At 60.0% G+C, this 25131-nt stretch carries 22 protein-coding genes and 1 tRNA gene; 18 read left to right on the top strand and 5 right to left on the bottom strand.

Annotated elements, in window-relative coordinates; all coding sequences use genetic code 11:
- Positions 1-188 precede the first annotated feature (188 nt).
- On the bottom strand, positions 189-911 hold the full coding sequence (locus G3M56_RS06735) for a uracil-DNA glycosylase (RefSeq protein ID WP_164361406.1): 723 nt from the start codon (positions 909-911) through the stop codon (positions 189-191).
- A gap of 279 nt (positions 912-1190) precedes the next feature.
- On the opposite strand from G3M56_RS06735, the gene G3M56_RS06740 reads away from it, so the two are divergent.
- The 14 genes from G3M56_RS06740 (at position 1191) to G3M56_RS06805 (ending at position 15889) form a co-directional block, all read left to right on the top strand.
- Positions 1191-1745, top strand: coding sequence for a 3D domain-containing protein (locus tag G3M56_RS06740; RefSeq protein ID WP_235203630.1), 555 nt, complete (start codon positions 1191-1193; stop codon positions 1743-1745).
- A gap of 40 nt (positions 1746-1785) precedes the next feature.
- Positions 1786-2436, top strand: a complete 651-nt coding sequence (gene nth, locus G3M56_RS06745) for an endonuclease III (RefSeq protein WP_164361408.1) — start codon at positions 1786-1788, stop codon at positions 2434-2436.
- A 37-nt stretch (positions 2437-2473) separates the two neighbouring features.
- Positions 2474-2779 (top strand): putative quorum-sensing-regulated virulence factor, encoded by a 306-nt coding sequence (locus tag G3M56_RS06750; RefSeq protein ID WP_164361410.1) that lies wholly within the window; start codon positions 2474-2476, stop codon positions 2777-2779.
- Between the two features lie 3 nt (positions 2780-2782).
- Positions 2783-3592 carry a 7-carboxy-7-deazaguanine synthase QueE gene (locus tag G3M56_RS06755; protein ID WP_235203631.1) on the top strand — a complete coding sequence of 270 codons (810 nt, stop codon included), beginning with the start codon at positions 2783-2785 and terminating at the stop codon, positions 3590-3592.
- Positions 3593-3674: 82 nt separating this feature from the next.
- Entirely contained in the window at positions 3675-5150 is a 1476-nt protein-coding gene (locus G3M56_RS06760) for an AsmA family protein (RefSeq protein WP_164361412.1), read from the top strand.
- A gap of 18 nt (positions 5151-5168) precedes the next feature.
- Positions 5169-6557: a UTP--glucose-1-phosphate uridylyltransferase gene (locus G3M56_RS06765; RefSeq protein WP_164361413.1), complete on the top strand. Its 1389-nt coding sequence runs from the start codon at positions 5169-5171 to the stop codon at positions 6555-6557.
- Positions 6558-6747: 190 nt separating this feature from the next.
- Positions 6748-7326 carry an RNA polymerase sigma factor gene (locus G3M56_RS06770; RefSeq protein WP_164361415.1) on the top strand — a complete coding sequence of 193 codons (579 nt, stop codon included), beginning with the start codon at positions 6748-6750 and terminating at the stop codon, positions 7324-7326.
- Positions 7327-7386: 60 nt separating this feature from the next.
- Positions 7387-7947, top strand: a complete 561-nt coding sequence (locus tag G3M56_RS06775; protein WP_164361417.1) for a hypothetical protein — start codon at positions 7387-7389, stop codon at positions 7945-7947.
- A gap of 60 nt (positions 7948-8007) precedes the next feature.
- A complete protein-coding gene (locus tag G3M56_RS06780) occupies positions 8008-8937 on the top strand; it encodes a S1C family serine protease (RefSeq protein ID WP_164361419.1) in 930 nt (309 codons plus the stop codon).
- 108 nt (positions 8938-9045) lie between these two features.
- Positions 9046-9122 (top strand) — tRNA-Met (locus G3M56_RS06785).
- 557 nt (positions 9123-9679) lie between these two features.
- The gene (locus G3M56_RS06790) at positions 9680-12037 is read left to right on the top strand and encodes a PIG-L family deacetylase (protein ID WP_235203632.1); all 2358 of its coding nucleotides are present in this window, start codon (positions 9680-9682) and stop codon (positions 12035-12037) included.
- Positions 12038-12069: 32 nt separating this feature from the next.
- Positions 12070-13824, top strand: a complete 1755-nt coding sequence (locus G3M56_RS06795) for a beta-ketoacyl synthase N-terminal-like domain-containing protein (RefSeq protein WP_164361423.1) — start codon at positions 12070-12072, stop codon at positions 13822-13824.
- Positions 13825-14057: 233 nt separating this feature from the next.
- Complete coding sequence (metF, locus tag G3M56_RS06800) at positions 14058-14993, top strand: methylenetetrahydrofolate reductase [NAD(P)H] (protein ID WP_164361425.1); 936 nt, start codon at positions 14058-14060, stop codon at positions 14991-14993.
- A gap of 26 nt (positions 14994-15019) precedes the next feature.
- Positions 15020-15889, top strand: a complete 870-nt coding sequence (locus tag G3M56_RS06805) for a fumarylacetoacetate hydrolase family protein (RefSeq protein ID WP_164361427.1) — start codon at positions 15020-15022, stop codon at positions 15887-15889.
- A 586-nt stretch (positions 15890-16475) separates the two neighbouring features.
- On the opposite strand, the gene mfd is transcribed toward G3M56_RS06805, so the two are convergent.
- Positions 16476-19817, bottom strand: a complete 3342-nt coding sequence (gene mfd, locus G3M56_RS06810; RefSeq protein ID WP_164361429.1) for a transcription-repair coupling factor — start codon at positions 19815-19817, stop codon at positions 16476-16478.
- A gap of 6 nt (positions 19818-19823) precedes the next feature.
- Positions 19824-20498, bottom strand: coding sequence for a hypothetical protein (locus G3M56_RS06815; protein WP_164361431.1), 675 nt, complete (start codon positions 20496-20498; stop codon positions 19824-19826).
- Between the two features lie 179 nt (positions 20499-20677).
- Between G3M56_RS06815 and ruvA the strand changes: the two genes are divergently transcribed.
- The 4 genes from ruvA (at position 20678) to G3M56_RS06835 (ending at position 23454) form a co-directional block, all read left to right on the top strand.
- The gene (gene ruvA, locus G3M56_RS06820; RefSeq protein WP_164361433.1) at positions 20678-21289 is read left to right on the top strand and encodes a Holliday junction branch migration protein RuvA; all 612 of its coding nucleotides are present in this window, start codon (positions 20678-20680) and stop codon (positions 21287-21289) included.
- A gap of 68 nt (positions 21290-21357) precedes the next feature.
- On the top strand, positions 21358-22701 hold the full coding sequence (locus G3M56_RS06825) for a hypothetical protein (RefSeq protein WP_235203634.1): 1344 nt from the start codon (positions 21358-21360) through the stop codon (positions 22699-22701).
- Between the two features lie 3 nt (positions 22702-22704).
- Complete coding sequence (locus tag G3M56_RS06830) at positions 22705-22971, top strand: Precorrin-3B methylase (protein WP_164361434.1); 267 nt, start codon at positions 22705-22707, stop codon at positions 22969-22971.
- 102 nt (positions 22972-23073) lie between these two features.
- Entirely contained in the window at positions 23074-23454 is a 381-nt protein-coding gene (locus G3M56_RS06835; RefSeq protein ID WP_235203636.1) for a GxxExxY protein, read from the top strand.
- A gap of 350 nt (positions 23455-23804) precedes the next feature.
- Here G3M56_RS06835 and rpmB read toward each other — a convergent pair whose 3' ends face one another.
- Complete coding sequence (gene rpmB / locus G3M56_RS06840; RefSeq protein ID WP_164361436.1) at positions 23805-24068, bottom strand: 50S ribosomal protein L28; 264 nt, start codon at positions 24066-24068, stop codon at positions 23805-23807.
- A gap of 166 nt (positions 24069-24234) precedes the next feature.
- The gene (gene ypfJ, locus G3M56_RS06845; protein WP_164361438.1) at positions 24235-25107 is read right to left on the bottom strand and encodes a KPN_02809 family neutral zinc metallopeptidase; all 873 of its coding nucleotides are present in this window, start codon (positions 25105-25107) and stop codon (positions 24235-24237) included.
- Positions 25108-25131 lie beyond the last annotated feature (24 nt).

Here is a 25131-nt window from a genome sequence, read left to right on the forward strand (position 1 = left end):
TACACGTGGTATGGGGCACCGGGGTAAACCGCACGTCCGGCGCGAGGTGATTGGAGCTACCGCACCTGAGGATGCATCCGCAGGCTCCCCGGCAAGTCATCGAGTTGAGATGGAGGGGGAGCAATCTGTCGGCTTTCGGTACTTCGAGCCAAATGAACGGTCACCATGGCGTGACCGATGAGGAGCTGTTAGCGCTTGAAGAAGTTGCGCTGTTTCTCGCTGATTGGAAGGCTGAGGTGCTCCATCGCGGCGAGCATGTCTTCCCAAAAGGCGCGCTTGATCTTGGTGGCTTCTTCCGGGCTCAGCGAGTCCGCTTCGAGAATCACCGATGGGTGAGCGGTAGGTAAAAGCGTGAGCCCGCGGTACTCGATGGGTTTCCCTCGTACCGAGTCCAGAGAAAGGGAGTCGTCGCCGGTGAGTGCGTGGAGCGCGCGCTCGCCGAAAACAATGACCAGCTTCGGAGCGATGATGGAGAGTTCCGCTTTGGTGAGCGGAAGGCATGTTGCGATGGTTTGTTTCCAGTTCTTCTGGCGAGCACGGGCCAGATGGGTGAGGAAGACCTTGTCGCGGTTGAGTCCCATCGCGCCGAGGATGCCGTTGAGTTTGTCTCCGACAGGGCCAGAGAACGGTGAGCGCAGGTCCATGTCGTCCTGGCTTGGTCCATCGCCGACCATTGCTAACGAGGCGTCGATCGGGCCGGCGGAGTTGAGTATGGAAGTGCCCAGCTCATCCTCCAGCGCGGCGGTGAGCTTTTCTATCTGGCTTGCCGGGTTGGAGAGATCCGCCAACTCCTGCAGCGCCGCGGTACCGTCTTGACCTAGCCATACGCGTCGTTCACCTCTGGCTTGCGCGTTGGTTAGAACGTCGACCAAAGTGGCGGCAGCGGATTGCAGTGCGGTGGGTTGGCTCATGGGAATCGGGGTGACGGGATCGCAGCGACCATGATGTGCCATGCTTCGAGGTGCGGCGCAATCCCGATCATGGGGAAGGCGCAGATTCGCTGTGGATGAGGTTGACCACGGGGCGGATCTGGCGATGATGCCGCGACCGGTGGGCCGGAGTGCTTACTTTCCATTGATTGTAAGCATCTCTTGATTAATTGCTTGAGATCGGACGCTGGGCTTCCTAGCCTGCGGAAGGTTTTCCGGCGATGAATAGCGGCCCTTGGAAATCCCCAAGTTTCACAGATTATGATTAAAAAGTTTTCTTTGTTGCTCGCAGGTTTGGCCGTTGTGCTCGGTGGAGTGAGTTGTACTACCTCGAATGCGAGCCAGGTGCTCGGTTACGACAAGCACGGGATGCCGCAGTATTGCGATCAGACCAAGGAGATGAAGGTTCGTACGACGGCGTACCACGCCAAGGAGTGGGACCACAAAAAGTACAAGACCAAGAGTGCTGCCGGTACTGAGCTGAAGTACGGCGAGGTGCGATCGGCTGCGGCGGATTGGTCGCGCTACCCACTGGGCACCAAGTTCAAGATCGACGGGCTTCCGTTCACCTACGTGGTGGATGACTACGGCAGCGCCCTGGTTGGAACCAACACCATCGACCTCTACAAGATGTCGGCAAAGGAGATGCGCTGGTGGGGCGTGCGTAAGGTGGACATCAAGATTTTGGAGTGGGGCGACTACGAGAAGAGCGAAGAGATTCTCAAAGGGCGTCGCAAGTACCGTCACTGCCGTCAGATGCACGATGCGCTGAAGAAGCGCTTGTCGAGTGCGGCGGATTTGCCGACCGACGCGTGATTTTGATTTCCCCGTGGCGACTCTTGGCTACGGTGGGCGCATGACCAAAAAAGAACGCGCAGAGCATGTGATGCGGCGTCTCGAGGAGTTGTATCCCGAGACGCCAATTCCGCTGGACCACACGGATCCGTATACCTTGTTGGTAGCGGTTTTGCTGTCGGCGCAGTGTACGGATGCGCGGGTCAACACGGTGACGCCGAAGTTGTTTGCCCTGGCGGGGACGCCGGAGGAAATGATGCGTCAGCCGGTGGAGGCTGTGGAAGCGGTGGTCAAACCTTGTGGGCTGGCTCCGCGCAAGGCGGCTGCGATTGTCCAGTTGTCGAAGATTCTGGTCGACGAGCATGGAGGCGAGGTGCCGCAGGATATGGCGGCGTTGGAGGAGCTTCCTGGGGTAGGGCACAAAACTGCGTCGGTGGTGATGGCGCAGGCATTCGGGGTGCCGGCATTCCCGGTGGATACGCATATTCACCGTCTGGCGCAGCGCTGGGGGCTGACTGATGGGCGCAATGTGGCCAAGACCGAGGCCGACTTGAAGAAGCTCTTTCCGAGCGAGGCTTGGAACAAACTGCACCTGCAGATCATTTTTTACGGCCGTGATGCATGTACCGCGCGCGGCTGTGACGGCACGGTGTGCGAGATGTGCCGCACGCTCTACCCGCGCCGCCGCAAGCCGGTGGTGACTCGCAAGTGATCACGGCTGTGGTGCAGTTTTTGACCCGCTCAAGCAGATGGAAGAACAGGAATTCAAGCGGCTCTTGATGGAGATCGGGGCGACCACGATGCCCTTTGGCAAATATGGGCCCGACAACTACCCGCCGAATGGTCTGCCCATCGACGAGTTGCCGTGGGACTACCTCCATTGGTTCACGGAAAAGGGAGGGGGCTTTCCGAAAGGCCGGCTCGGAGAATTGCTCGAGATCGTTTACCATGCGAAGGGTGACGGAGCAGATGCCATTTTTGCGGTCAACCGCAGTGCCCGTGGCGGACGCCGCCCCCAGCGCAAACCGCGCCAGAAAGATTTTCGATTCGATTGATCCATGTCCGATTCCCAGACCACCGCTAACACTTCTGCTGATGATCCGGCGTCTGTAATGCTCAAGGTTGCGCGTTATGAAGGCGGGCCTGAAGTCTTTCACACGTTGCAGGGAGAGGGGGCTAGTGTGGGAGCGCCTGCGGTCTTCGTGCGGTTGTCGTTGTGCAACCTGCACTGCATCTGGTGCGACACGGATTATACCTGGAACTGGGAAGGGACGCCATTTGTTCACGAGAATGATGCAAAGGCGGGTTACCAGAAGTTCCGCAAGGATGATCAGCTGATCGAAGTCGACGCCGGGAGTTTGGCGCGGGAGATCGCGTCGTACGAAACACGGCGGGTCGTGATCACCGGCGGTGAACCGTTGCTGCAGCAAGAGGGAGTGGTGGCGCTGATGGACGCTCTGCGTGCGATTTCTCCGGAGTATGTATTTGAGGTCGAGACGAATGGGACGCGTGTTCCGTCCGCGGAAGTGCTTGAGCGGGTGAATCAGTTCAATGTGAGCCCGAAGCTGGCCAACTCGGGGAACAAAGAATCGCAGAGGATCCGGTCGGAGGCTTTTGATGCGTTTGTCGCCTCGGGCAAGGCGTGGTTTAAGTTTGTGATTGCCGCGCCTGAGGATTTGGATGAGGTGCGGGGATTGGTAGAGCGGTTTGGTCTGCCGGTGGCGCGGGTGATGTTGATGCCGGAAGGGCGCAGCGCCGAAGCGATTGACGCGCATCGTGAATTGGTGATCGAGGCGTGTTTGCGTGAGGGATTCCGGTTTGCCGATCGGTTGCACTTGCGGTTGTTTGGTGCCAAGCGGGCGACCTGAGGAAGCGTGGATGGGGCCAGCGGTTACAAAACGCTCGGCTGAGAATGATTGCGTCGGCGTTGCATCCTCGTACAGTGCCGGCATGGACGAGAACAAAACGTCACAGCAAGAGAAGAAGGAACCTGAGGCTGCTGCGCCTCGTTCGAAACGGAAGAAGTTTTTGGTAGCAGCGCTGATTGTGGTTTTGCTGGTAGCTGCTGGTGCGGTCTACGCATTGCAAGCGGCGGTGGCCAACCTGGTGACACCGCAGAATGTGGTGCAGGAGTTGGAGAGTCGTTACAACGCGCGCGTCGAGATCGGCCAAATTGAGGTGAATGTGTTTTCCACGACGCCGGGGATCAAGGTGAGCGAGATTAAGATCGGCCACCGGGATCAGGTCGCCAACAGCGGCATGCCATTGGCGCAGCGCAGTGCGATGGCGTCCCCTGTGTTGGAATTTGAAACCGTGGAGATGGATGTTTCGCTGAGCGCGTTGCTTGCGCGTCGGGTGGAGGTACGCGAGTTGCGCTTCTTCCGCGGTTCGGTGCTCGGGCGGATGCGCTCGTCGGGCGATGTGACCTTGTCGTCGCTGGTGGAGAAGCCGCTGATTGTGAATGGCAAAGAGGTGGGCAAGTCCGAGGGGCCACAAGAGGGGACGGCTCCGGCCGGTTCTGGCGGTGGCGAGTTGCTCGAATTTTCAGGCATCAACCAGGTGGTGATCGAGGAGACGGGTGTGAGTTTGTTGATCAACGGCCGCAAGACCGAGCTCAACGTGCAGGGACTGGAACTGACGATCGGCAAGGTTGCTATGACCGACGGAGGGGTGCCCGCTGCTCAGAAAGTGCCATTGGATCTGGCAGGGAAGCTGCGCGTGATCCGCACCAAGGATTCGTTTGAACTGGCGGTCTTTGATCTGGCAGGTAAGGCGGATGTCGATCTGGCATCGGACTCGGATGGCGCTGAAGTGGCTGGTGTGGATTTGACGATGAAGATCGCGGACAGTTCGGACATTTCCGTGCTGCCATCATTGGAAAAGGCGCGCAAGAAGCTCAAGAAGCTGACTCAGGCTGGCATCACGCTCGATGAGTACTTGGCGGATTCGGTCACTTTTCCGCAAGGCGGCGTGGACCTGGTTGCCCGGATGGAAAATGAAGTGATTCGGTTGGTTCAGCCACTCGATGCGGAGTACGGCCAGTTTGACCTCGTGGTCGCAGCCGGTGGTGAGTTGCGTTTGAGCAACGATTCCCATCACTTTGATTTCTCGGTGATCGGGGATGATGTGGTGTCGGCAACGGCGCTGCGTCAGATCAATGAGAAGAAGGAGATGCTGCCGGCTGGTGAGTTGCGTGAGCAATTTGTGGCGGATGTGCGCGAGTCGCTGTTCAAAAGCGGGCGCCTGACACTGGATTTCGCATCAAAGGGTAAGTTGGCGGATCCGGATGTTGATTTTACCAACGAATTGCCCGATCCGAAGGACTACCTGAAGGGACTGCTGGACCAGATCAGCAGGGATCCGAAAGCGCGCGAGAATCTTGAAAAAGCCGGAAGCGAGCTGCTTCGGGGATTGTTCAACAACTAATCAACGATCGATCGTACCATGAGTCAGCATCTAGAAGCCTTCCGCCGGAAGATGGAGCAAGCCGGGCAGTCCGAAGCCGCGATTGCACAGTTTCTCCGAGGCCTCGAATTGGTCGACCAAGGGGTGGATACCAGCATCCCGGAAGCCACGATCGAGAGTGCCCGCGATCTGCCAAAGGTGGCTGATTTGGACGTGCAAGCGGATCCCGCATTGCTGGCTCAGTCGGTCGTGATCAAGCTCAATGGAGGACTCGGCACTGGCATGGGGCTGGCGGGGCCGAAGTCGCTGCTCGAAGTGCGGGAAGGTCAGACGTTCCTCTCACTGATCGTGCGCCAACTTGAGAAACAAGAGCAGAGCCTCGGCGCGAAAGGGCGCTTGCTGTTGATGAACAGCTTCAGCACCAGCAGCGACACCATGGACTATCTCGCAGGGATCGCCGGCGGTGAGCGTGCGGAGGAAATGCTCCAGAGCATGGTGCCAAAACGTCTGGTTGAGGGCGGCACGCCTGCAGAGTGGACGGCAGAACCATCGCTTGAATGGTGCCCTCCGGGCCACGGTGATCTGTACGCAACTCTGGTCGGTTCGGGCAAATTGCGCGAACTGCTCGACGCGGGCGTGCGCTACGCATTCGTCTCCAACTCGGACAACCTCGGCGCGACTCTTGATCCCGAGATGCTGACCTACTTCGCTCAAAGTGGGGCGCCGATGATGATGGAGGTGACGCGCCGTACTGCAGCTGACCGCAAGGGCGGCCACCTCGCCGTGCGCAAGAGCGATGGGCGATTGATCCTCCGCGAGTCAGCCCAGTGTCCTGACTCCGATGTGGATGCGTTCCAAGACATTGAGCGCCATCGTTATTTCAACACGAACAACCTGTGGCTGCGCCTCGATGTGCTGGAGCAGGTGATGGATTCCCACGGTGGCCTTTTGCCGCTGCCGGTGATGACCAACCGGAAAACCGTGGACCCTCGCGACGCGGATTCTCCAGCGGTGATTCAATTGGAAACCGCCATGGGAGCGGCGATCGAGTGCTTCGAAGGCGCTGCGGCCATCGTGGTTGGGCGCGACCGGTTCGCTCCGGTGAAGACCACCAACGATCTGCTCGGCCTGCGGTCGGATGCCTATCGGATTGATCCGGATGGTGCCGTGCGTTTGGACCCGGCGCGTCAGGGACGCCCGCCGGTGATCGACTTGGATTCCAAGTGGTACAAACTGGTCGACGGGTTTGCCGATCGCTTCCCGGCGAAGGTGCCGTCGTTGATCGACTGTGAGGCTTTGGTGGTGAAGGGGAACCTGCGCTTCACCGAGCCAGTGACGATTCAGGGAACGGTGACGCTGCGTGCGGCCGGTGAGGAATCGGCAGACGTGCCAGCGGGCACTTACGCGGATTGCGACCAGTTGGTTTAAGTGGTAATCCGGCGTGGATTTGCCGCTGCGGCTCTGGCTGGCGTCCGGCTCACTGGGAGCGGACGTTGATTGTCCTGCAGACTGACGCAAAAAAATAAATAGGCCGCACTCGGGGCGACGCTTGAGCGCCTGTAATCCATTTGGGCGGCTGACGAGCCTGCCCGAAGTGAACCATCTATCCTCCTACATCATGCTCAAAAACAACCCGGACTCAGGAAACCCAGGCAGCGACCCATGGCGCCGCTGGTATGACGAGAATTCGACCAAGTTGATGATGTTCGCCCGGCAGCAGCTGCGCCGACCATCCGACGCTGAGGATGTACTGCACAATGCGATTTTGAAGGTCTGGAATGCGCGCAAGAAGCGTGCCGGTGGCGTGCCGCCTACCGAAACTCCAGATCCCGCGGAGATCTACACCGCAATCCGCCGCACCGCGATCGACCTCGGTCGTCGTGAGACACGCCGCACGGCACGTGAGGAGAAAGTGATTGAGCTGGAGGATGCACGTGGCATCAGCTACTTCGACGACCCATTTGACGAAGCCGAACGCAACGACGAGATCTCCAAAGCTCTGCGCAAATTGCCAGTCGCCCAGCGCGAAGTGGTGGCGCTTAAGATCTGGGGTGAGCTGACCTTTGCCGAGATCGGCGAAACCCTCGAAATCTCCGAGAACACCGCGGCTTCACGCTATCGCTACGCGATGGAAGGCTTGCGCCGAATCCTCGGAAAAGGACGCGAGTCCTACTTCAAGAACCTCATGGTCATCTGATCCGGGCCTGCCGCCCAATGTGACTATTATCCAAGACTTTTTTGCCCCCTGACACCACAAATGAACTACGACGATCCAGACTTCCTTGATCCCGAAGCACGCGCTTTGGAAGCGAGACTTGGTGCATTGGTCCCGAAAGGGCCGAGCGATGAGTTCGCTGATCGCTTGTTTGCCGCAATGGATGCGGGCGAGGATCCCGAGGAGGAGATGCCGGTTCCGGCGGCCACACCGCGTCGTGCGTGGTGGAGCGGGCCATTGGTCCCGATGGCATCGGCCGCTGCCGTGGCGCTTTTTGTCGCGCTGCAGCCTACGGGTGTCGCCCCATCAGAGCTCACTGCGGATGTGGACGAGCCTGTGGTGGAGAAGCCGGCGGATGCCCTGGCCGAGAGCGCGAATGTTCCGGCGCTGCCTCACGGCATGCTGGCTCGAGCCTCGCTCGACCAGGAGGTGGTGAATCAGGACCACGAGTACGTTTCCGCCGATGATGAAAGTGCGGTGTACCGCAAAGTCTCGCAGTTTCAGATGGAGAAGGTGAGGTTTGTCGACCCTGACACGGGATCGGAAGTGATTGTCGAAGTTCCTTGTGAGCAAATCACATTGGAAAAAGTCGACCTTTACTAACGTGGCGTTGCTCAGGTTCTGGTGGTGAGGTTTCGTTGTTTTTAATTATTTGAATACCAGATGGTTGGAAAATCGATGAAATGCTGGGGGACATCTATTGGATGTTCATTGGTAGTGGCGCTGGCGTCTCCAGGGCTCGCTGCCGAGGTGACCGAGCAGGCGCCTGCGGCTGAAGTGAAAGCCGACGGCCAGAAGGAGGCGGTCCAAGAGCAACGCTCGTGGCTTGGTGTTGGCACGCGCCCCTTGCCTCAGGTAGTCGGTAAGCACTTGGGTTTGCCTGACGGAGCGGGAGTGGTCGTGGATATTGTGATCAAAGACAGCCCGGCTCAGCAGGCAGGCCTGCGCCGTGACGACGTCATCACTCATGTTGACGGGGAATGGCTCAAAGGAGTGACCGCGCTGTCTAAGAGTCTCTCAGAGAAGAAGGTGGGGGAGGTGGTGCGCTTGAGCATCCGTCGTCGGAACCAATCGCTCGTCGTTGGTGCGACTTTGGTCGAGCGGCCCAAGCGGTTCGCCATGGTCTCTGGTGCCGACGACAACCGTGACTCCGTGTTCAAAAAGCGGGTGCATGGTCAGGACTTCGCCGACCGCATGAATGATTTGATGCGCGCTCAGATGGGCGATCACGAGGACTTCGAGCGCATGATCGAGGAACTCGACGCCGAAATGGAAGCGATGCGCAAGCGTGCGGCTGCCATGCGCTTCGAAGCCGCTAGCGGTGGCCAGGGGCACATGCACTACTCAATGACGTCGGTAGACAATAACGGCCGTATCGTGATCAGCCGAGTCGATGGAAAGACTCACGTCAAAGTTTGGGATCGCGAGGGCAAGCAGGTTTTCGACGGTCCATATGAGACGCCGGAGGACAAAGACAAGCTTCCCGAGGATTTCCGCGATCGCGTCAACGAGCTCAATGTGAACCCGACCAGCATCTGGTCGGTGCAGGGGTTCGAGGACGAACCTGCCGACAGCGCGAAGAAGGGCGAATAGGCATCGTTCGATGCCGTGTTGGGAAATTGGCGAAAATTAAGCCAAAAAGAACTTGCACCTACTTTCTGACCGACTATAGTACCGCACCGCGAGAGCGGCCCACAAGATCGCGGGGTAGAGCAGTCCGGTAGCTCGTCAGGCTCATAACCTGAAGGTCACAGGTTCAAATCCTGTCCCCGTAACCATTTCAAGCCCGTCAGAAGAAATTCTGGCGGGCTTTTTCGTGTCCGCGCTGCGGCTGTTGGAGGTGGTGGCAGATGGTGTGACTTGGGCTCATAATCCCGCAGCGGGGGGATCACAGGTTCAAATCCTGTCCTCGGAACCATTTCAAGCCCGTCAGAAGAGATTCTGGCGGGCTTTTTCGTGGTCCGGGGAGTTGATCGAGGAAACACTGTAGCCGGCTCATGGGTCGGCGGGCGCTCTCGAGTGCGGGGGGGCACGCTGGATGTGTAAGAATGTGCCGGGGGATGCTGTCGGTTAATTGCAGGTGGTGGCTGGGATGTGTGCGTGCCCTCGTGTTCCTATGAGGGCAGCGGGACAATCTCTGTCGGGTGGGGAGATAATGGAAACTAGTTAGAGATTGTTTATGAATGTCCACAGCAGCCCCAGCTTCGATTGCTCATGCCAGCTACGGCCGATCAGGCCCCGACGGCAGCCGGTTGGGATTCTATTCGTTGGAGTGATTTGCTGGGCTAGCGGCCTGCTCGGCGGGGAGCTCCGGGCGGGCAGTGTCACAGATTGGTTGGATCAGGCGCAGGCGACTGGATCGAATGTCACGGCGTCGATCAATGGCGGGGCGGGGTGGAGCTTCGATGGGAGCAGTGGGGGGAGCTACAATTTCGGGGCGTTGGATGCGCTGGATGGGAAGCCGGTGGACGGCGCGACGGTGGAGTTTTTGTTCAACTTCTCGGACTTCAGTGGCTCGATGGCGATTGGCGCGGTGGGTGGGGACTCCACTGCTCGTGAGATGAATGTGTTCAAGCTGGAGCAGTGGCAGAACACGGGGAAATTCGGGATCACGCTGCCCGGTGAGGTGGATTATTCGTTGCAGGCGGATTCCGTGTTCGACCAGGACCTGCACGTGATTTTTCGTCGGAACGACGATGAGGGAACTATCGATTTGTTTGTCAATGGAGCTTATGTCGAGACCCATGCGGACAAGGGAGATTGGCGGCTTGATGGCGGATGGGGTTACATTGGTTCTAGTTCAAGCAGCACCCAGGATGTGCCGACCGGGCGGGTTTATGGTGTCGCATCTTATGACGCTGCACTGAGCGATCAGGAGATTGCGGCGCTTTACAATGCCTACAATGGTCCGGCAGCCGACCCGCATGCGGTGGTCACACCGGCGGCGCTTGATTTCGGGGATTATGACTCGGTGGTTGGGCCGTTGGATCTGGCGGTGACGATTGCCAACTACGGGGCGACTGAGAACTTGGAGATCAGCAGTGTGCTGGTGACAGGGGTGGATGCGGACCATTTCAGCTTGAGCAGCTATCCGTCGAGCGTGGCCCCATCGGGCAGTGTGGAGTTGATGGTTCGGTTCAACACATCGGCAGCAGAGGGCACGGTGAGGGCGACGTTGCAGATCGAGACCAATGGGGCGAACCGTGGATCGTTTGAGATTCCTCTCACGGCTTTTGCGTTCGAGCCTCTGCCGGAGAAGGCGGCATTGTTGGTGATCAACCCGCACCCGGATGACGAGGGGCTCTTCTACGGGGGGACGCTGGCTTATTACAGTCAGGTGCGCAATTTACCGACGGTGATGATGTCGATGACCAGCGGCGACTCCGGGATTTCTGTCAGCGACCCAGCGGACCGCTTTTTGCGGGAAGATGAAATGCGCAATGCGGCGAGAGCCTACGGGGTCAAATACGAGCCGATCTTTGCGCGCTTCGACGATGGAGGAAGCAGCATCGAAACCTTGGAGACGTGGACTCAGTTTCCGAATACGGGCGACGATGCCGCGGATTATTTGTCGCCGTTTACCGGTAATCCGGTGGAGTACACTGCGCGGGTGATCCGGAAGTTGCGTCCGGAGGTCTTGCTCACCAGCGACAGCGGCGGGGACTACGGGCATTTGGACCATCGGCACACTTCTGCGGCGGTGGTCGCGGCTTATGCAATGGCGGCGGATTCGAGTGTGACGATTCTGGACGACGAGGGGAATCCATTGCCGGCGTGGGCGGTGACCAAGTTCTACGTGCACGATGCGGATTTCGACGACGCGAACCATCTTGGTCATTTGTTCCACAACTATTGGGAGACGCCTTACGATGAGCTCGGCGGCGCGACCGCACGCGAGGTGACCCAGCAGGGGCTGTTGGCGCACCAGTCTCAGAATATCGATTACGTGACGCGTACTTATTACGGTCAGGCGTATTGGGGTGGTCAGTACGAGCCGGGTGAACTTTGGAGCATGCTCGAATCGACCGTCGGACTGGATACCTTCAATGTCGGCGAGCTGAGTGATGATCCGGATTTCGACAACTTTCCCGATATCCATCACGGGGACTTTATGGAAAACATCGACCTGTCGCTCTTCGCCGGTTATCTGGCCGATACCAACCGCGACGGGCTGGTCGATGGCGATGACTTGACCTTGATGCTCGGCAGGCTCGGCCAGGAGGTGCCGATTGGCTCGGTGGCGAGCGGGGATGCCAATAGCGACGGGATCGTGGACCAGCGTGATTTGGATTTGTTGCATGCGGCCAACCCGGACACCGACAATGACAAGCTGCCCGATGTGTGGGAGCTGGCACACTTCAGTGGGGTTGCCGCTGCGGATCCGGCCGCCGATGACGATGGCGACGGGGTCAGTGTGGGGGACGAATATGTGGCGGGGCTCGACCCAGCGGTGGCTGATCGGATTGAGTTTTCGATCGGTGACGCACCAAGGGCGGTCTATTTCACCGTGCCAGCGGCTGGCGGTACCGGTTATGCCGGGCTGACGAGACGCTATCAGTTGCTCTATTCGCCCGACTTGGTCGATTGGAGCACCGTCGTGCGCGAGGGCGTGGCCGATGGGGCCTTGCAAAGCGAGAGCATTCCTGAAGATCAGCCTCATGGGTTCTACAAGCTCGACTTGATTGTCGAGTGATGGGCGGCGTCTGTGGTTGAGACGACGATCCATTGGAATTCCCGATTGCGTTGTGGGCGGGCGTGGGGATGATGGAGGCGATGACGACAACGACTGACATTGGAATCTCTGGAATCGGGATGTGGAGTGCCCTGGGCAAGGGATGGGAGGCAACCCGTGAGTCGTTGATCGCGCGGCGCAATGCGTTCGTACCGCTCGGTGAGTCGCCGATGATGACGGATAAATTGGAGGCCTACCGTGAGTTGCCGCTCGCGTTGTTGGCCGGGCGAGGGACTTTGAAGCGCCGGATGTTCGGAGTGACCACCGCGTTGGCCATGGATGTCGCGCAGATGGCGCTGGAGGATGCCGGCGTGCGCAAGGGGGATGATTTGTCCGACATGGGCGTGGTGGTAGGCAGCAGCCGGGGGAACATAGGCGGGTGGTTGACGCCGCTGCCGGGGCGCCGACCGGTTGGGATTCTAGAGGCGACCAACTCGATGCACAGTGAGATCGCGGCGGCGGTGACGATCGAGTGGGGGATCCGCGGACCGTATCATGTGCTGGCCAATGGGTGTTCGGCCGGGTTGGCTGCGGTGGACATGGCTCGGATGATGATTCATTTCGGCCAAGTGCGACGTGTGTTGGTGATCGGTGTGGATTTGCCGGTCTCACCGGAGTTGCTCGAAGCCTATGCGGCGACGGACATGTTGTCGCGCAATGGAGTGAATGACCCGTATGATTCGCGTTCGGCCGGCTTCTTGCCTGGCGAGGCGGGGGCGGCGATGGTTTTTGAAGCGGTGGACGATGCATGTGCCGACGAGGCGCAGACGTGGCCGAGGTTGCTCGGATGTTGGACAAACTCGGATGCCGCACATCTGCTGGGCGTGCCGGATGGCGGTCCCGGTGTGAGGGATCTGGTCGACCGCATGCGCAACGACCTGGACGGAAGGTCGCTGCGTGCGATTTGTCCGCACGCCAGCGGGACGGAGGTGCATGGCCGGGCCGAAGCCGATGCCTTGCGCACTGCGCTGGTCGACTGGCCGGCGGGTGATGTGCTGCCGTCGCTCCATGTGATGAAGCCGTACACCGGGCACTCCATGGGAGCGAGTGGGGCGTTTGATCTGGCGGTGCTGGCGGTCTGCGGACGCGAAGGGTGGCTGCCGCCGAACCTTCCGGGGCTGTGTGGAATTGGTGCCAGCGCCCGTGTGCCGGAAGCGGTGGAAGCGGTCGATTCTGGTGAGGTGCTGGTGAAAATTGCCTCGGGCATGGGGGGGCAGAATGTGGTCGTGGCGCTCGAGGTGCCGGCTTTGGTTTCCACGGCGGATGACGTGCAGCGTGAGCATGCCGGTGCCGCGGATGAATTGGTGGTCGATGTGGCGTCGCAGACGATGGATGTGTTTGCCGCTGGTGTTTGTGTGCGCCGGTATCCGGTGTCGACCGCCCGCAATGGCGTGGGATTTGCCGAAGGAAGTTACCAGACGCCGACGGGGAATTTTGAGATCTCCGAAGTGTTCGGGGCGGATGCTCCATTGGATACCGTGTTCCAAGGCCGCGTGCCGGTGGGACATGTGGGCGATGACGCGTTCGACGCTGATGCCGATTTGGTGGTGGCGCGCATCCTTTGGTTGGCGGGGCTGGATGAGGAGAACGCGAACAGCAAAGAGCGCTACATTTACATTCACGGGACCAACCACGAGGAGCTGATCGGAGAACCGGCGAGCTGCGGCTGTGTGCGGATGCGTAATGCCGACGTGGCCGAGTTGTTTGAGATGGTCGGACCGGGCACGCCGGTGCGGATCGTGGGGTAGTAGGGCGGCCGAGGGCCTGCGCGAGGAGCGTGTGTGGGAGTGCAGCGAGAATCGCTGCTTTGTATCGACGAGCAATCCTGGGAGCGCCCATCAAGCGTGCGGGGCTTGGCATTCCTTGGGAGTGGCGATCCTTGCGGCACCTCGCAAAGCTGTCCGATACCCGGTGTGGATCGTGGGCCATTCGGGTGAATCCGCCTTGATTTCGGCGTTAGTCCCAGCCATGGGTATGAGCGATGCATATCAGCGACATTTTGTCCGAAGGACGCCCAAGCTTTTCCTTTGAGTTTTTCCCACCCGGCACGCCGGAGGCGCTTGAGCGCCTGTACACCACGATGCGTGAGTTGGAGGAACTCAATCCGGCATTTGTCAGCGTGACCTACGGCGCGGGTGGCAGCACACGCGAGCTCACTCACGAGTTGGTCGTGCGCCTGAAAGAAACCACGACGCTGGATCCGATCCCACACCTGACCTGCGTCTGCCACAGCGAGGAGGAAATCTCGTCGATCGTTGAGAACTACGCCAAGGCCGGTGTCAGCAATCTGCTCGCGCTCGGCGGAGATCCGCCGCGTAGCATGCCGAACTACGATCGCTCGCAGGATGCCTTCCGCTATGCATCGGATCTGGTGAAGTTCATCCGTGAACGCGAGCAGAGCGGCGCGCTGGTGGCCAATGGCGGCCGTGGGTTTGGGATCGGCGTGGCAGGATTCCCTGAGGGCCACCCGGCTACTCCGAACCGCTTGCTGGAGATGGACTATCTGAAAGCCAAGGTGGATGCCGGCGCGGATTACATCTGCACCCAGTTGTTCTTCGACAACCACGCCTTCCTCGACTTCCGCGATCGCTGCCGTTTGGCTGGGATCAATGTGCCGATCATTGCCGGGATTATGCCGGTGACGGCTCTGGGCGGGATGCGTCGTATGGCCGAGCTTTCGGGCGGGACATGTTTCCCTGCCAAGTTGCTCAAGGCATTGGCACGCGGTGGCGATGATCCGGAGGCGATTCGCCGCATCGGCGTGCATTACGCGACCCAGCAGTGCGCGGATTTGCTAGACAATGATGTGGATGGAATTCACTTCTACACGCTCAACCGCAGCGACGCGACGCGCGAGATCTACCGTAGCCTCGGTATTGATTCTTCTGTTGCAGCACCTGCTGGTGATGGCATTTAATGCATCGGTCTAACTGAAAGCAAAGCATGAAGCTGATTCGTTTTGGTGCTCCGGGCGAGGAACGTCCCGGCGTTGAAGTCGATGGGGTGCGTTATGATGTGTCGTTGCTGGTCGACGACTACGACGCGAAGTTTTTTTCCAATGGTGGCTTTGCCAATCTGCGCCGTGCCTTGGACGACGGTGACGTGACCAAACTGGCGCAGGTCGATGCCGACGTGCGCCTTGGGCCACCGGTTGCACGTCCGGGTAAGTTGATCTGCGTTGGGTTGAACTATCTGGATCACGCCAAGGAATTCGGCAACCGCCCGGCGCCCGAGGAGCCGGTGCTTTTCATGAAAGCAACCTCTGCGGTTTGTGGCGCGAATGATTTGCTGGTGCGTCCGCCTGATGCGGAGAAACTCGACTACGAGGTGGAGCTGGCGCTTCTGATTGGTAGTGTAACCAAAGAGGTGAGCGAGGCCGATGCGATGCATTCGGTGGCCGGGTACATGATGGCCAACGACGTGAGTGAGCGCGCGTTCCAAAAGGAGCATTGCGGTCAGTGGATGAAAGGGAAGTCGTACGATGGCTTTGCGCCGTTAGGGCCATATCTCGTGACCCGCGATGAGATCGATGATCCGCACCGCCTCGGCCTCTGGACCGATGTGAATGGCGAACACCGTCAGTCGGGTAACACGCGGGACATGATCTTTTCCGTGCCGTTTTTGATCTCGTATATCAGTAAGTTCATGACGCTGGAGCCGGGGGATGTGATCCTGACAGGTACGCCATCGGGCGTGGCGATGGGAATGGACGAACCGGATTACCTGACCCCCGGCGATGTGTTGGAATGCGGGATCGACGGTCTCGGCAGCAGCCGCCGCGAAGTCGTGGGGGCTGTGCGGTTGGAGATGTGAGTAGGGTGGTTAGGTGGCGTCGACGAGTGAGGGGCGTCTGGGAGTGCTGCGAGAATCGCTGCTTTGTATGGACGGGCGGCGATGGGATACGTGGAGCGTTCGAGATACTGCGAGGTGTGGCTCCAGCTTCCCGCACCCTTTCGGGGAGAAGAAGCGGTCGCCACGCTGGTCGACGAGGACGTCGAGCCTCCGTGTGGCGATGTCAGATAGTGCGGCGATGGAGTGACGGTGTCCTCACCGTCGTGGGGAGCTCCGCCCACAGTGAGTGGAAAGCGAGCGATCACCACGCTGGTCGACGAGGACGTTGAGCCTTCATTTGGCGATGCCGGGTTGTGCGGCGGATGGAGTGACGGTGTCCTCACCGTCGTGGGGAGCTCCGCCCACAGTGAGTGGAAAGCGAGCGATCACCACGCTGGTCGACGAGGACGTCGAGCCTCCATGTGGCGATGTAAGGTTGTGCGGTGCATGGAGTGACGGTGTCCTCACCGTCGTGGGGAGCGCCCAAGCTGAGTGGAAGCTAGGTGGCCGCGCTGTGTTGGAAGCTTGCCCGACCAGCACTCTTCTGAAAACTGAACACTAGCAACCTCTACAGCGTCTTCACCATCTTGATGGCTTGGCGGAGTTTGGCTGGGGCACCTTTTGCTTCGAGGCGGGGGAACTTGCCGTTGATCAAGATGTAGTCGCGGTTCTTTGTGAGCATCAGGCGGTCGTTTTTGATTTCGACGGCGCTGACATTGGCTTGGGCGGCGGCGACGCGGAGTTGGTTGGCGAGCAGCAAATGGGATGCGGCAGGGGGGAGCTTGCCGAAACGATCGACCCAGTTTTTCTCCAAGTCATCGACTTCGCTTTGGCTTACGCATTCAGCGAGCATGCGGTAGGCGGCGATGCGTAGTTTCGGATCGGTGATGTAATCCGATGGGAGGAATGCGGGGAGCTTTTTGGCCTTCGGCTGGTCGTTCTTCTCGCGTTTTACCGGTTTGCGTGAGCGCACGTAGTCGGCCTCCGAGAATGCGAGGAAGTCGATGTGGAGTGGCACGTCGGCGCGGCCACCACTTGGTTTCCCGCTGAGTTGGGCGATCGACTGTTTGAGCAGTTGGCAATACATGTCGAAGCCGATGGCGGCGATGTGTCCGGATTGTTGGGTGCCTAGCAAATTGCCGGCGCCGCGGATTTCCAAGTCGCGCATGGCGATCTTGAACCCAGCTCCGAGTGTCGAGTATTCGCGGATGGCGTTCATCCGCTTGCGGGCGTCGCCGACGGTAAGCATGTCGCGCGGCAGCAGTAGGTAGGCGTAGGCTTTGTGGCCCGAGCGGCCGACGCGTCCGCGCAGTTGGTAGAGGTCCGCCAGGCCAAAGCGATCCGCGCGGTCGATGAAGATCGTGTTCGCGTTAGGGATGTCGATGCCCGATTCAATGATGGTGGTGGCGATGAGGACATCGGCATCACCGCGGACGAAGGTGTGCATCACGTCCTCCAGTTCGCGACTGTCCATTTGGCCGTGGCCGATGACAATGCGGGCGTCCGGGGCGAGCGCCTGCAGCTTCTCCTTCATCTTCTCGATGGTCTTGACCCGGTTGTGGAGGAAATAGACCTGACCGCCGCGCTTGAGTTCGCGCTGGAGGGCGGTGCGGATGATGCGTTCATCGTACGGACAGACCGTGGTTTGCACCGGCAGGCGGTTGGGTGGCGGGGTTTCGATCGTGCTCATTTCCCGTGCGCCCATGAGTGAGAAGTAGAGCGTGCGCGGGATGGGGGTGGCGGAAAGCGTGAGCACATCGATGAGGCGGAAGCGCTCCTTGAATGCGTCCTTGTGGCGCACGCCGAAGCGTTGTTCTTCGTCGACCACGGCGAGCCCGAGCTTCTTGTATTCGATGTCTGCGGATGCGACGCGGTGGGTGCCGATGACCATGTCGATCGACCCATCGGCGAGGCCTTTGAGGATCTTGCGTTGTTCCGCGGGCTTCTGGAGGCGCGAGAGCAGGGCGATGGTGACGGGGTAGTCCGACATCCGGCGGCGGAAGTTTTCGTAGTGCTGTTGCGCCAGGACGGTGGTCGGGCAAAGCAGCACCGCCTGGTGGCCGCCCATGACGCATTTGAACATGGCGCGGATGGCGACCTCGGTTTTGCCGAACCCGACATCGCCGCAGATGAGGCGGTCCATCGGGCGTGACGATTCCATATCGGCCTTGGTGTCGCGGATGGCTGCAAGCTGGTCAGTGGTTTCGCGGAATGGGAACGAATGCTCGAAATCCCACTGCCATTTGTTGTCGGCGGAGTGGCTCAGTCCTTTGGTTTGCTCGCGCTCCGCCTGGATAGCGAGCATCTTGGCGGCATAGTCAAAGATCGACTTCTCCGCCTTCTTGCGTTGGCGTTGCCAGCGCTGGTCGCCGAGCGTGTGGAGGGCTGGCGGCTTGGCCGACGTGCCGACGTAGCGCGATACGAGGTGGACCTGGTCGAGCGGGACGTAGAGGCGGGCGTCGTTGGCGTACTCGAGGACCAACACTTCGCTGGCGGCATCGTCTTCGGTGGCGTCTGGCTTTGGAACGAGCCCACGGAACCTGGCAATCCCGTAGTCGATGTGGACGACGTGGTCACCGGGTTGCAGTTCTTTGATATCCACCGCGTGACCTACCCGGCGCTGACGCACTTCGCGGTTGAAGCGCTTGCGGGCGCGGGTCACCTGGAATCGACCGAAAACCTCGTCGGCCGAGAGTACCGCCAGACGGGCCGAGCGCACGGTGAAGCCGAACGAGAGCTTGCCGATGTGGCAGCCGATCAACGCGGGCACATCCGGTGCATCCGAGAGCAGCTCGTAGAAGCGCTCGATTTCCCCTTCATTGGAGAAGACCATGTCCACCGCCCAGCCGGTCTGGTTCCATTCGCGGACTTGTTTGACGAACGCGGCGTGCTTCGCTTCTGAGAGCAGCATTTCCCCGACGTCGAACGACCCGACCGGCGACCCGAGTGTGGTCAGGTCGTCGATTTCGAGCATTGGTTGGTCTGTGGCGGACTCCGGTGGGTCGTCACAGATGCAAAGATCCACCGGTGGCTCCGCGATGTCGCAGCCGATGACAAGATCGTCCTTTGATTCGATCCACGAGCGCAGTGGTGCGGCGGATTCTTGTTCGCCATCCGACAGCACGATGATGGCTTCTTTGACCTTGCTGATGGAGGTTTGGGAGTTGAGGTCGAACTCGCGCAGGCTTTCGAGTTCCGTATCGAAGTACTCGAGGCGGACCGGGACGTCGGCATGGAACGAGAAAATGTCGATGATGCCGCCGCGCACCGCGAACTGCCCACGGGCAAACAACTGCGGGTGCTCCTCGTAGCCGGCTGCCTTGAGTTGGTCGCTGAGTTCGTCTGGTGGCAACTCGTCGCCGGCGCGGACGGTGAGCGTTTTGCGCACCAGTTGGTTGGGTAGGGCGACCTCGTCGTCGAGCGAGCTGGCGAGCAGGTTGACGACGAGTGGGTAGCGTTTTGCCGCTGGCTTGTCGCGGTGTTTGAGGATGGCGTGGAGGACGTTGAGTCGTTCCGCGCCGATTTCCGGGTCGAGGATGGCGTCTTCGAGTTGGACGTTTTCCAGCTCGGGGAGGAAGTGAGCGGTGAGTCCCCAGGTTTCGAGTTCGCTTTGGATGCGTTCCTGGTGGCGCAGGTCATTGCAGACCAGCCAAATGACCGAGGCGGATTGGCGGCATTGGTTAACGACCGTCGCCAACGTGAATGCCTGGGCGGGAGGAACGATGTCGGGAGCCAATACGGTCATCTCCCGTTCGGCATGTGCCAGCGCGGTGGTAATGGCGCGCATGCCCGGCGTGTCCGCCATGCGGGCGATCGCGCGGTCTTGCCAGCTCGACGCGGCCTTGCCCTTGCCGGATGCCTTGGCGGCGCCGGTGGTGCGGGCAGTGGAGCTGGACTTTTTCTTGGGCACGGTGGGCTATTGATCTTGGGGAAGGATCAGTTGGTGCAGGGCGGGAAAGGCGGGATCGAGATTGAGTTCGGAAGAGGGAACCGGTTCTTGAACCGCGAACGTGAGTGGCTTGATCCACGGTTCATGGTTGGTCATGACGAGCCAGCCGTTGTGGCGTAGCAGCCAATGCGATGCCTCAGGTGGGCCGTGTTGTTCGATGAGTACGCCATTTTCCGAGCGGTAGGCATCGACGCGGTGCGGGCGTTTTTGTGCGAGCAAATCGCGTACCGGGCGCAGTTTTTCGTTTAATGTTTCCGCATCCCAGTCACAGCCGGCGGCGATGATGTAACGTTGGTCTTCGGTGATGGCGGCGCTGAACGAGCGGAGCTTCAGTGCGGCGGGAAGTTCGTGGAACTTGGGCAGTGTGCTGAACTTGCCGCGCCAGTCGTCCCAAGCGGCTTCGAGCTGTGCGCTGGTGTCGGCTGTGGGTGGTGTCAGCGTTGCCTCCATCCACGAGGCGAGCGCGGCGGACGTGGCGAGAGGTGGTGGGGTGATGGTCTCGGTGGTCGCTTCGGTGGCGGCTTCGTCCACCGGGCGCAGTGGCCACAGTAAGAGGGCCGCGCCAACCAGAGCCAGCGCACAGAGGCTCAGACCCAGCGGGCGGGGGAAGAGAATCGGGACGTTGGTCGTGGAGGAACTCATGACAATCCGTTAGGCGATACGCCAATGACCATGGAGCGGGGCACGGATTGCGGCAAGTCGAATGGAGCGGGATGCGCGCAGGAGCGTGGTTTGTCCTCGGGCGCGGGTGATCGTGGGGCGGTGATTCGGCTGTATCGCGCTCTTGACGATGTTGGGGCGTCGGGTCGATGGTGGCGGCGATGATCGCATTTATCAAAGGTCGGTTGGAGTACAACATGCCACAGCAGTTGGTGGTTGATGTGCACGGTGTGGGCTATCAGGTGGAAGTTCCCATTGGCACGTTCGATGCCGTGCGGGTGGGGGATGAGGTCAAGGTGCTGACCTACTTCCACGTGCGGGAGAGCGCACAGGTTCTCTATGGCTTCGCCAATGCCGACCAGCGGGATTTGTTTTGTCTGTTGATTGATCGGGTCAGCGGGGTCGGGCCGAAGCTGGCGATGGCGGTGCTCGGTGGCATGACCGTGGCGGATTTCCGCGCCTGTGTGGTGGCCGGTGATGCGGCGGCGCTGTCGAAGGTGAAAGGGGTGGGCAAGAAGACGGCGGAGCGCGTGATGCTCGAATTGAAAGATAAAGTGGGTGTCGCGGATGCTTGGCAGGCGGTTGCCGAAGCCGGTGCCGCTGGTGGAGCTCACAAAGCCAGTTCTGAGACCGTGCTCGCATTGATCTCACTGGGCTACAAGCAGGCGGATGCCAACAAGGCGGTGGCGAAGGTGGTCAAGTCGCTGGGCGACGCGGCCGCCGAGGCGACCTCTGATGAGTTGTTGCGCGGCGCACTGCGTTCGATGAACTAATAGTGACCTACCTGCGACGAGCGAGCGTTGGCAGGTTCTCTCTCTTTCTTGCCCCGAATCACGAGCTGATGACAGACATGAATCACCAACTTGGAAAGCAGTTGAAGCCAGGTATGAATGCGGCAGGTCGCGTGGAAGCGATCCGCACGGCAATGCCCGAGGATGGCTTGTTTGCGGGTAAGGAGTGGCGGATTTCGCCGGACCCTTTCGTGCTCGCGCCCGAGGAGGTACGCCAGTTGGAGCGCCTGGGCCAGTTGCTGTGGAAGTATGTCGAGGCGTGTGATGTGATTTTCAGGCGCAGTCGTAAGGGGAAAGACGTGCCGTGGGTGGCGGACGTGCTGACTGCTGGCAAGCCGGATTGGCTGATCGACGCGGGGATGGCCTGCGCCGAGGAGCGTCCGCGGGTGCTGCGTCCGGATCTGATTTTGACCGACGATGGGTTTGCGATGAGTGAGCTCGACAGCGTGCCGGGTGGGATTGGTCTGGTCGGCTGGCTGAACCAATGTTACGCCGCGTTGGGCGATCGTGTGTTGGGTGGGGCGTCGGGCATGGTCGATGGCTTTGCGTCGCTTTTCCCCGACGGTGCGGACATTTTGGTGTCGAAGGAGAGTGGGGACTATCGTCCGGAGATGGACTGGTTGCTAACGCAGCTCGATGGCGGACGGTTCTCCGTGCAGGATGCGGAGAATGCCGAGGTCGCGAGTGGTCGCGATGTGTACCGGTTTTTCGAGTTGTTCGACTGGGAGCAGATTCCGGGGGCGAAAGAATTGATCGAGCGTGCTGCGCAGGGTGATGTTCGCATCAGCGCGCCGCCGAAACCGTGGCTTGAGGAGAAGCTGTGGCTGGGCTTGTTCTGGACGCCTGGTTTGCGCCGTGTGTGGGATCAGTTGATGCGCCGCGGTCACTGGCGTGAATTGAGCCGGGTGATCCCATATGGCTGGATGGTGGATCCAGCGCCGCTGCCACCTCAGGCTGTGTTGCCGAGGCTGGATGCGGCGTCGTGGGACGAGGTGGCTGGATTTTCACAACGGGAGCGCGAGCTGGTGCTCAAGATCAGCGGGTTCGATGAGTCGGCGTGGGGCAGCCGCGGTGTGACCATCGGGCACGATGTCTCGGGCAACGAGTGGAAGGCGGCTCTGAAGGAGGCCCAGGAGTCGTTCCCGCAGCAACCGTTCGTGATGCAGGAGTTCCGCAAGGGGCGCGTCGTCGAGCACAGCTACTGGGACGATGCCACGGGCAGCGTGAAAATGATGAAGGGGCGGGTGCGTCTGACGCCATATTTCTTCGTCGGGCGCGAGGACAACCAGGTGCGCCTCGGTGGCGTGCACGCCACGATTTGTCCGGAGGACAAGAAGATCATCCATGGCATGCGCGACGCGGTGATGGTGCCGTGTGTGGAGGGCCACGAGTAGGCGATGCCGGCGAAGAAGAAAACCAATGCCAAGCCTCTGGTGGGTGGTGCCCTGATCAAAGAGGTCAACCGCAGGATCAGGCTGGCGCGTGGCCATTGGGACGCTCATCGCAACAAAGCCTGCCGCCGCGAGCGCGATGCGGCAATGGAGCTCTACGAGACGCTCACCAAAGAACAACGCGATCAAGTTCCGCAGGTGCTGCGCGTCTGGCTGCGCTACCGCAGCGAGAAGTACTTCGGCGATCACCGCACGCCGCCCGGGAACAAGTAGAGGTGCGGAGGTTGCCCTGATTCGGTTTTATGGAACCGCAGATTTCGCTGATTCTCGCGGATTATTTTGTGTTGTTGTTTTTTTGTTTGTTAGATTGGGGGCGTGATTGGTGATCTGCAGACCTATGAGATTATTGGGGCCGCGATGGCTGTGCATTCGGAGCTTGGAAGCGGGTTTCTAGAGCGGGTCTACCATGAGGCGTTGAAGTTGGAGTTCGCAAGGCGGGGGATTCCCTTTGAGAGTGAAGTGGCGCTGGCTGTTATGTACCGGGGGGAGAAGCTGGATGCTGGTTACCGCGCGGATTTTGTGTGCTACGGAGCGGTATTGGTCGAGATCAAGGCAATGGTTGATCTGGGCGCAAATGAGTCAGCTCAAGTGATCAACTATTTGAAAGCCACAGGGTATGAGAGAGGGCTGCTCTTCAATTTCGGAACAAAGAGTCTTCAGCAAAAGCGCTTCATAAAGTCCTTAGACCGCGGTTGAGAGCGCGAGAACACGCGCAGAGCGCAGCGAACGGTATGGGACGAAGACGCCTGCGGGCCATCCTGCAAATCGGCGGAATCTGTGGTTCCCAAAATAGAACCACGGCGAGCTCCGCCGCTTCACGGGTCCGAAGAGGGAGTTGGATGGGGGGCGATCGTAGTACTTGGGGCGGATTTTGGGCAGCGCGAACGGTATGCGGAGGAGATGCCTGCGGACCATCCAGTGAATCGGTGGAATCTGCGGTTCCTAAAACAGAACCAAGGCCAGCTCCGCCGCTGGAAGAGGGCACGAAAAAAGCGCCCAGTGGAGTGATCCACGCGGGCGCTTTGGAAAGAGTCTCTTCGGGAGGCTTAGATAAGACCTGCCTTCTTGAGGGTGGCGTATGCGCCGTTCTTCGAGATGGTCTTGATCGCCTTGGCGGAGATGCGGACGCGAACGAAGCGGCCGAGTTCTGGAACCCAGATGCGCTTGTTCTGAAGGTTTGGCTGGAAGGTGCGCTTGGTGACTTTGGTCACGTGACGACCGACACCGCCCTTTTTCTTGGCGAGACCGCTACGGTGGATACGACGACCTGAAACGTTGCGCTTACCTGTGATGGAGCAGACCTGTGCCATGATGAGAAATTCGGTTGGTGATTGAATGAAAATGGTGAGTGCGTCCCGTCACGGGCGCGTGAGCGTGAACCCATACTCGGATATCAGCTGCGGTCAAGGGATTGTTTAAGGAAACGAGGATAATTTCCTGAGGAGTTCTCGTCGTAGCCGCACGTCGTTCGATGCCCTAGAGCTGATCCTTGCAGAAGGTGTCGCCGAGTCCACCGCTGGTCAATCCATTGATGTCGCCGGTGTCGAAGCCGAGCTTGAACCAGCGCACGCGTTGGGCGGACGTGCCGTGGGTGAATGATTCCTGATCTGCGTATCCCTTGGCGCGTTTTTGCAATGTGTCGTCGCCGATTTTGTCGGCGGCGTTGAGGGCTTCTTCGAGGTCGCCGGGTTCCAGGATATCGAAGCGCTTGTGGGCGTGGTGGGCCCAGACGCCGGCGAGGAAGTCGGCTTGGAGTTCGAGGCGGACGGAGAGTTCGTTGTACTCGGCTTGGCTGACTTTTCCGCGGGCGCGGTGGACCATGCCGCTGATCCCTAAGAGGTGTTGGATGTGGTGGCCTACCTCGTGGGCGATGACGTAGGCCTGGGCGAAGTCGCCTGGCGCGCCGAAGCGGTCACTGAGTTCTCGGAAGAACGAGAGGTCGAGGTAAACCTTTTGGTCGGCCGGACAATAGAAGGGGCCGACCCCGGACGAGGCCAGGCCGCAGCCAGAGCGCACGTTGCCCGTGAAATAGACCATCGTGGTGGGACGATACTGTTGGCCATATTGCTGGAACAATTCCCCCCAGACGCGCTCCGTGTCGCCGAGGACCGTGGCGGCAAACTGAGCGGCTTCGTCGTCGGCAGGGGTGGTGGTCGCCGATTGCTCAAGTGCGGGCGGCTGGCCTTGCGATGCCATGTCGAGCACGGTCATCGGGTCGGCGCCCAGCAGGAGGGCGATGACCACCACGATTATGGTGCCCATGCCTCCCAGAGCCATACCTTTGCCTCGACCGCCGCGGCCTCTGCGGTCTTCAATGTTTCTGCTCGCCTGACGTCCTTTCCATCGCATCTCAATGATGGAAAACGCCTGTCA

This window comes from Sulfuriroseicoccus oceanibius, assembly GCF_010681825.2.
GTDB lineage: Bacteria > Verrucomicrobiota > Verrucomicrobiia > Verrucomicrobiales > SLCJ01 > Sulfuriroseicoccus > Sulfuriroseicoccus oceanibius.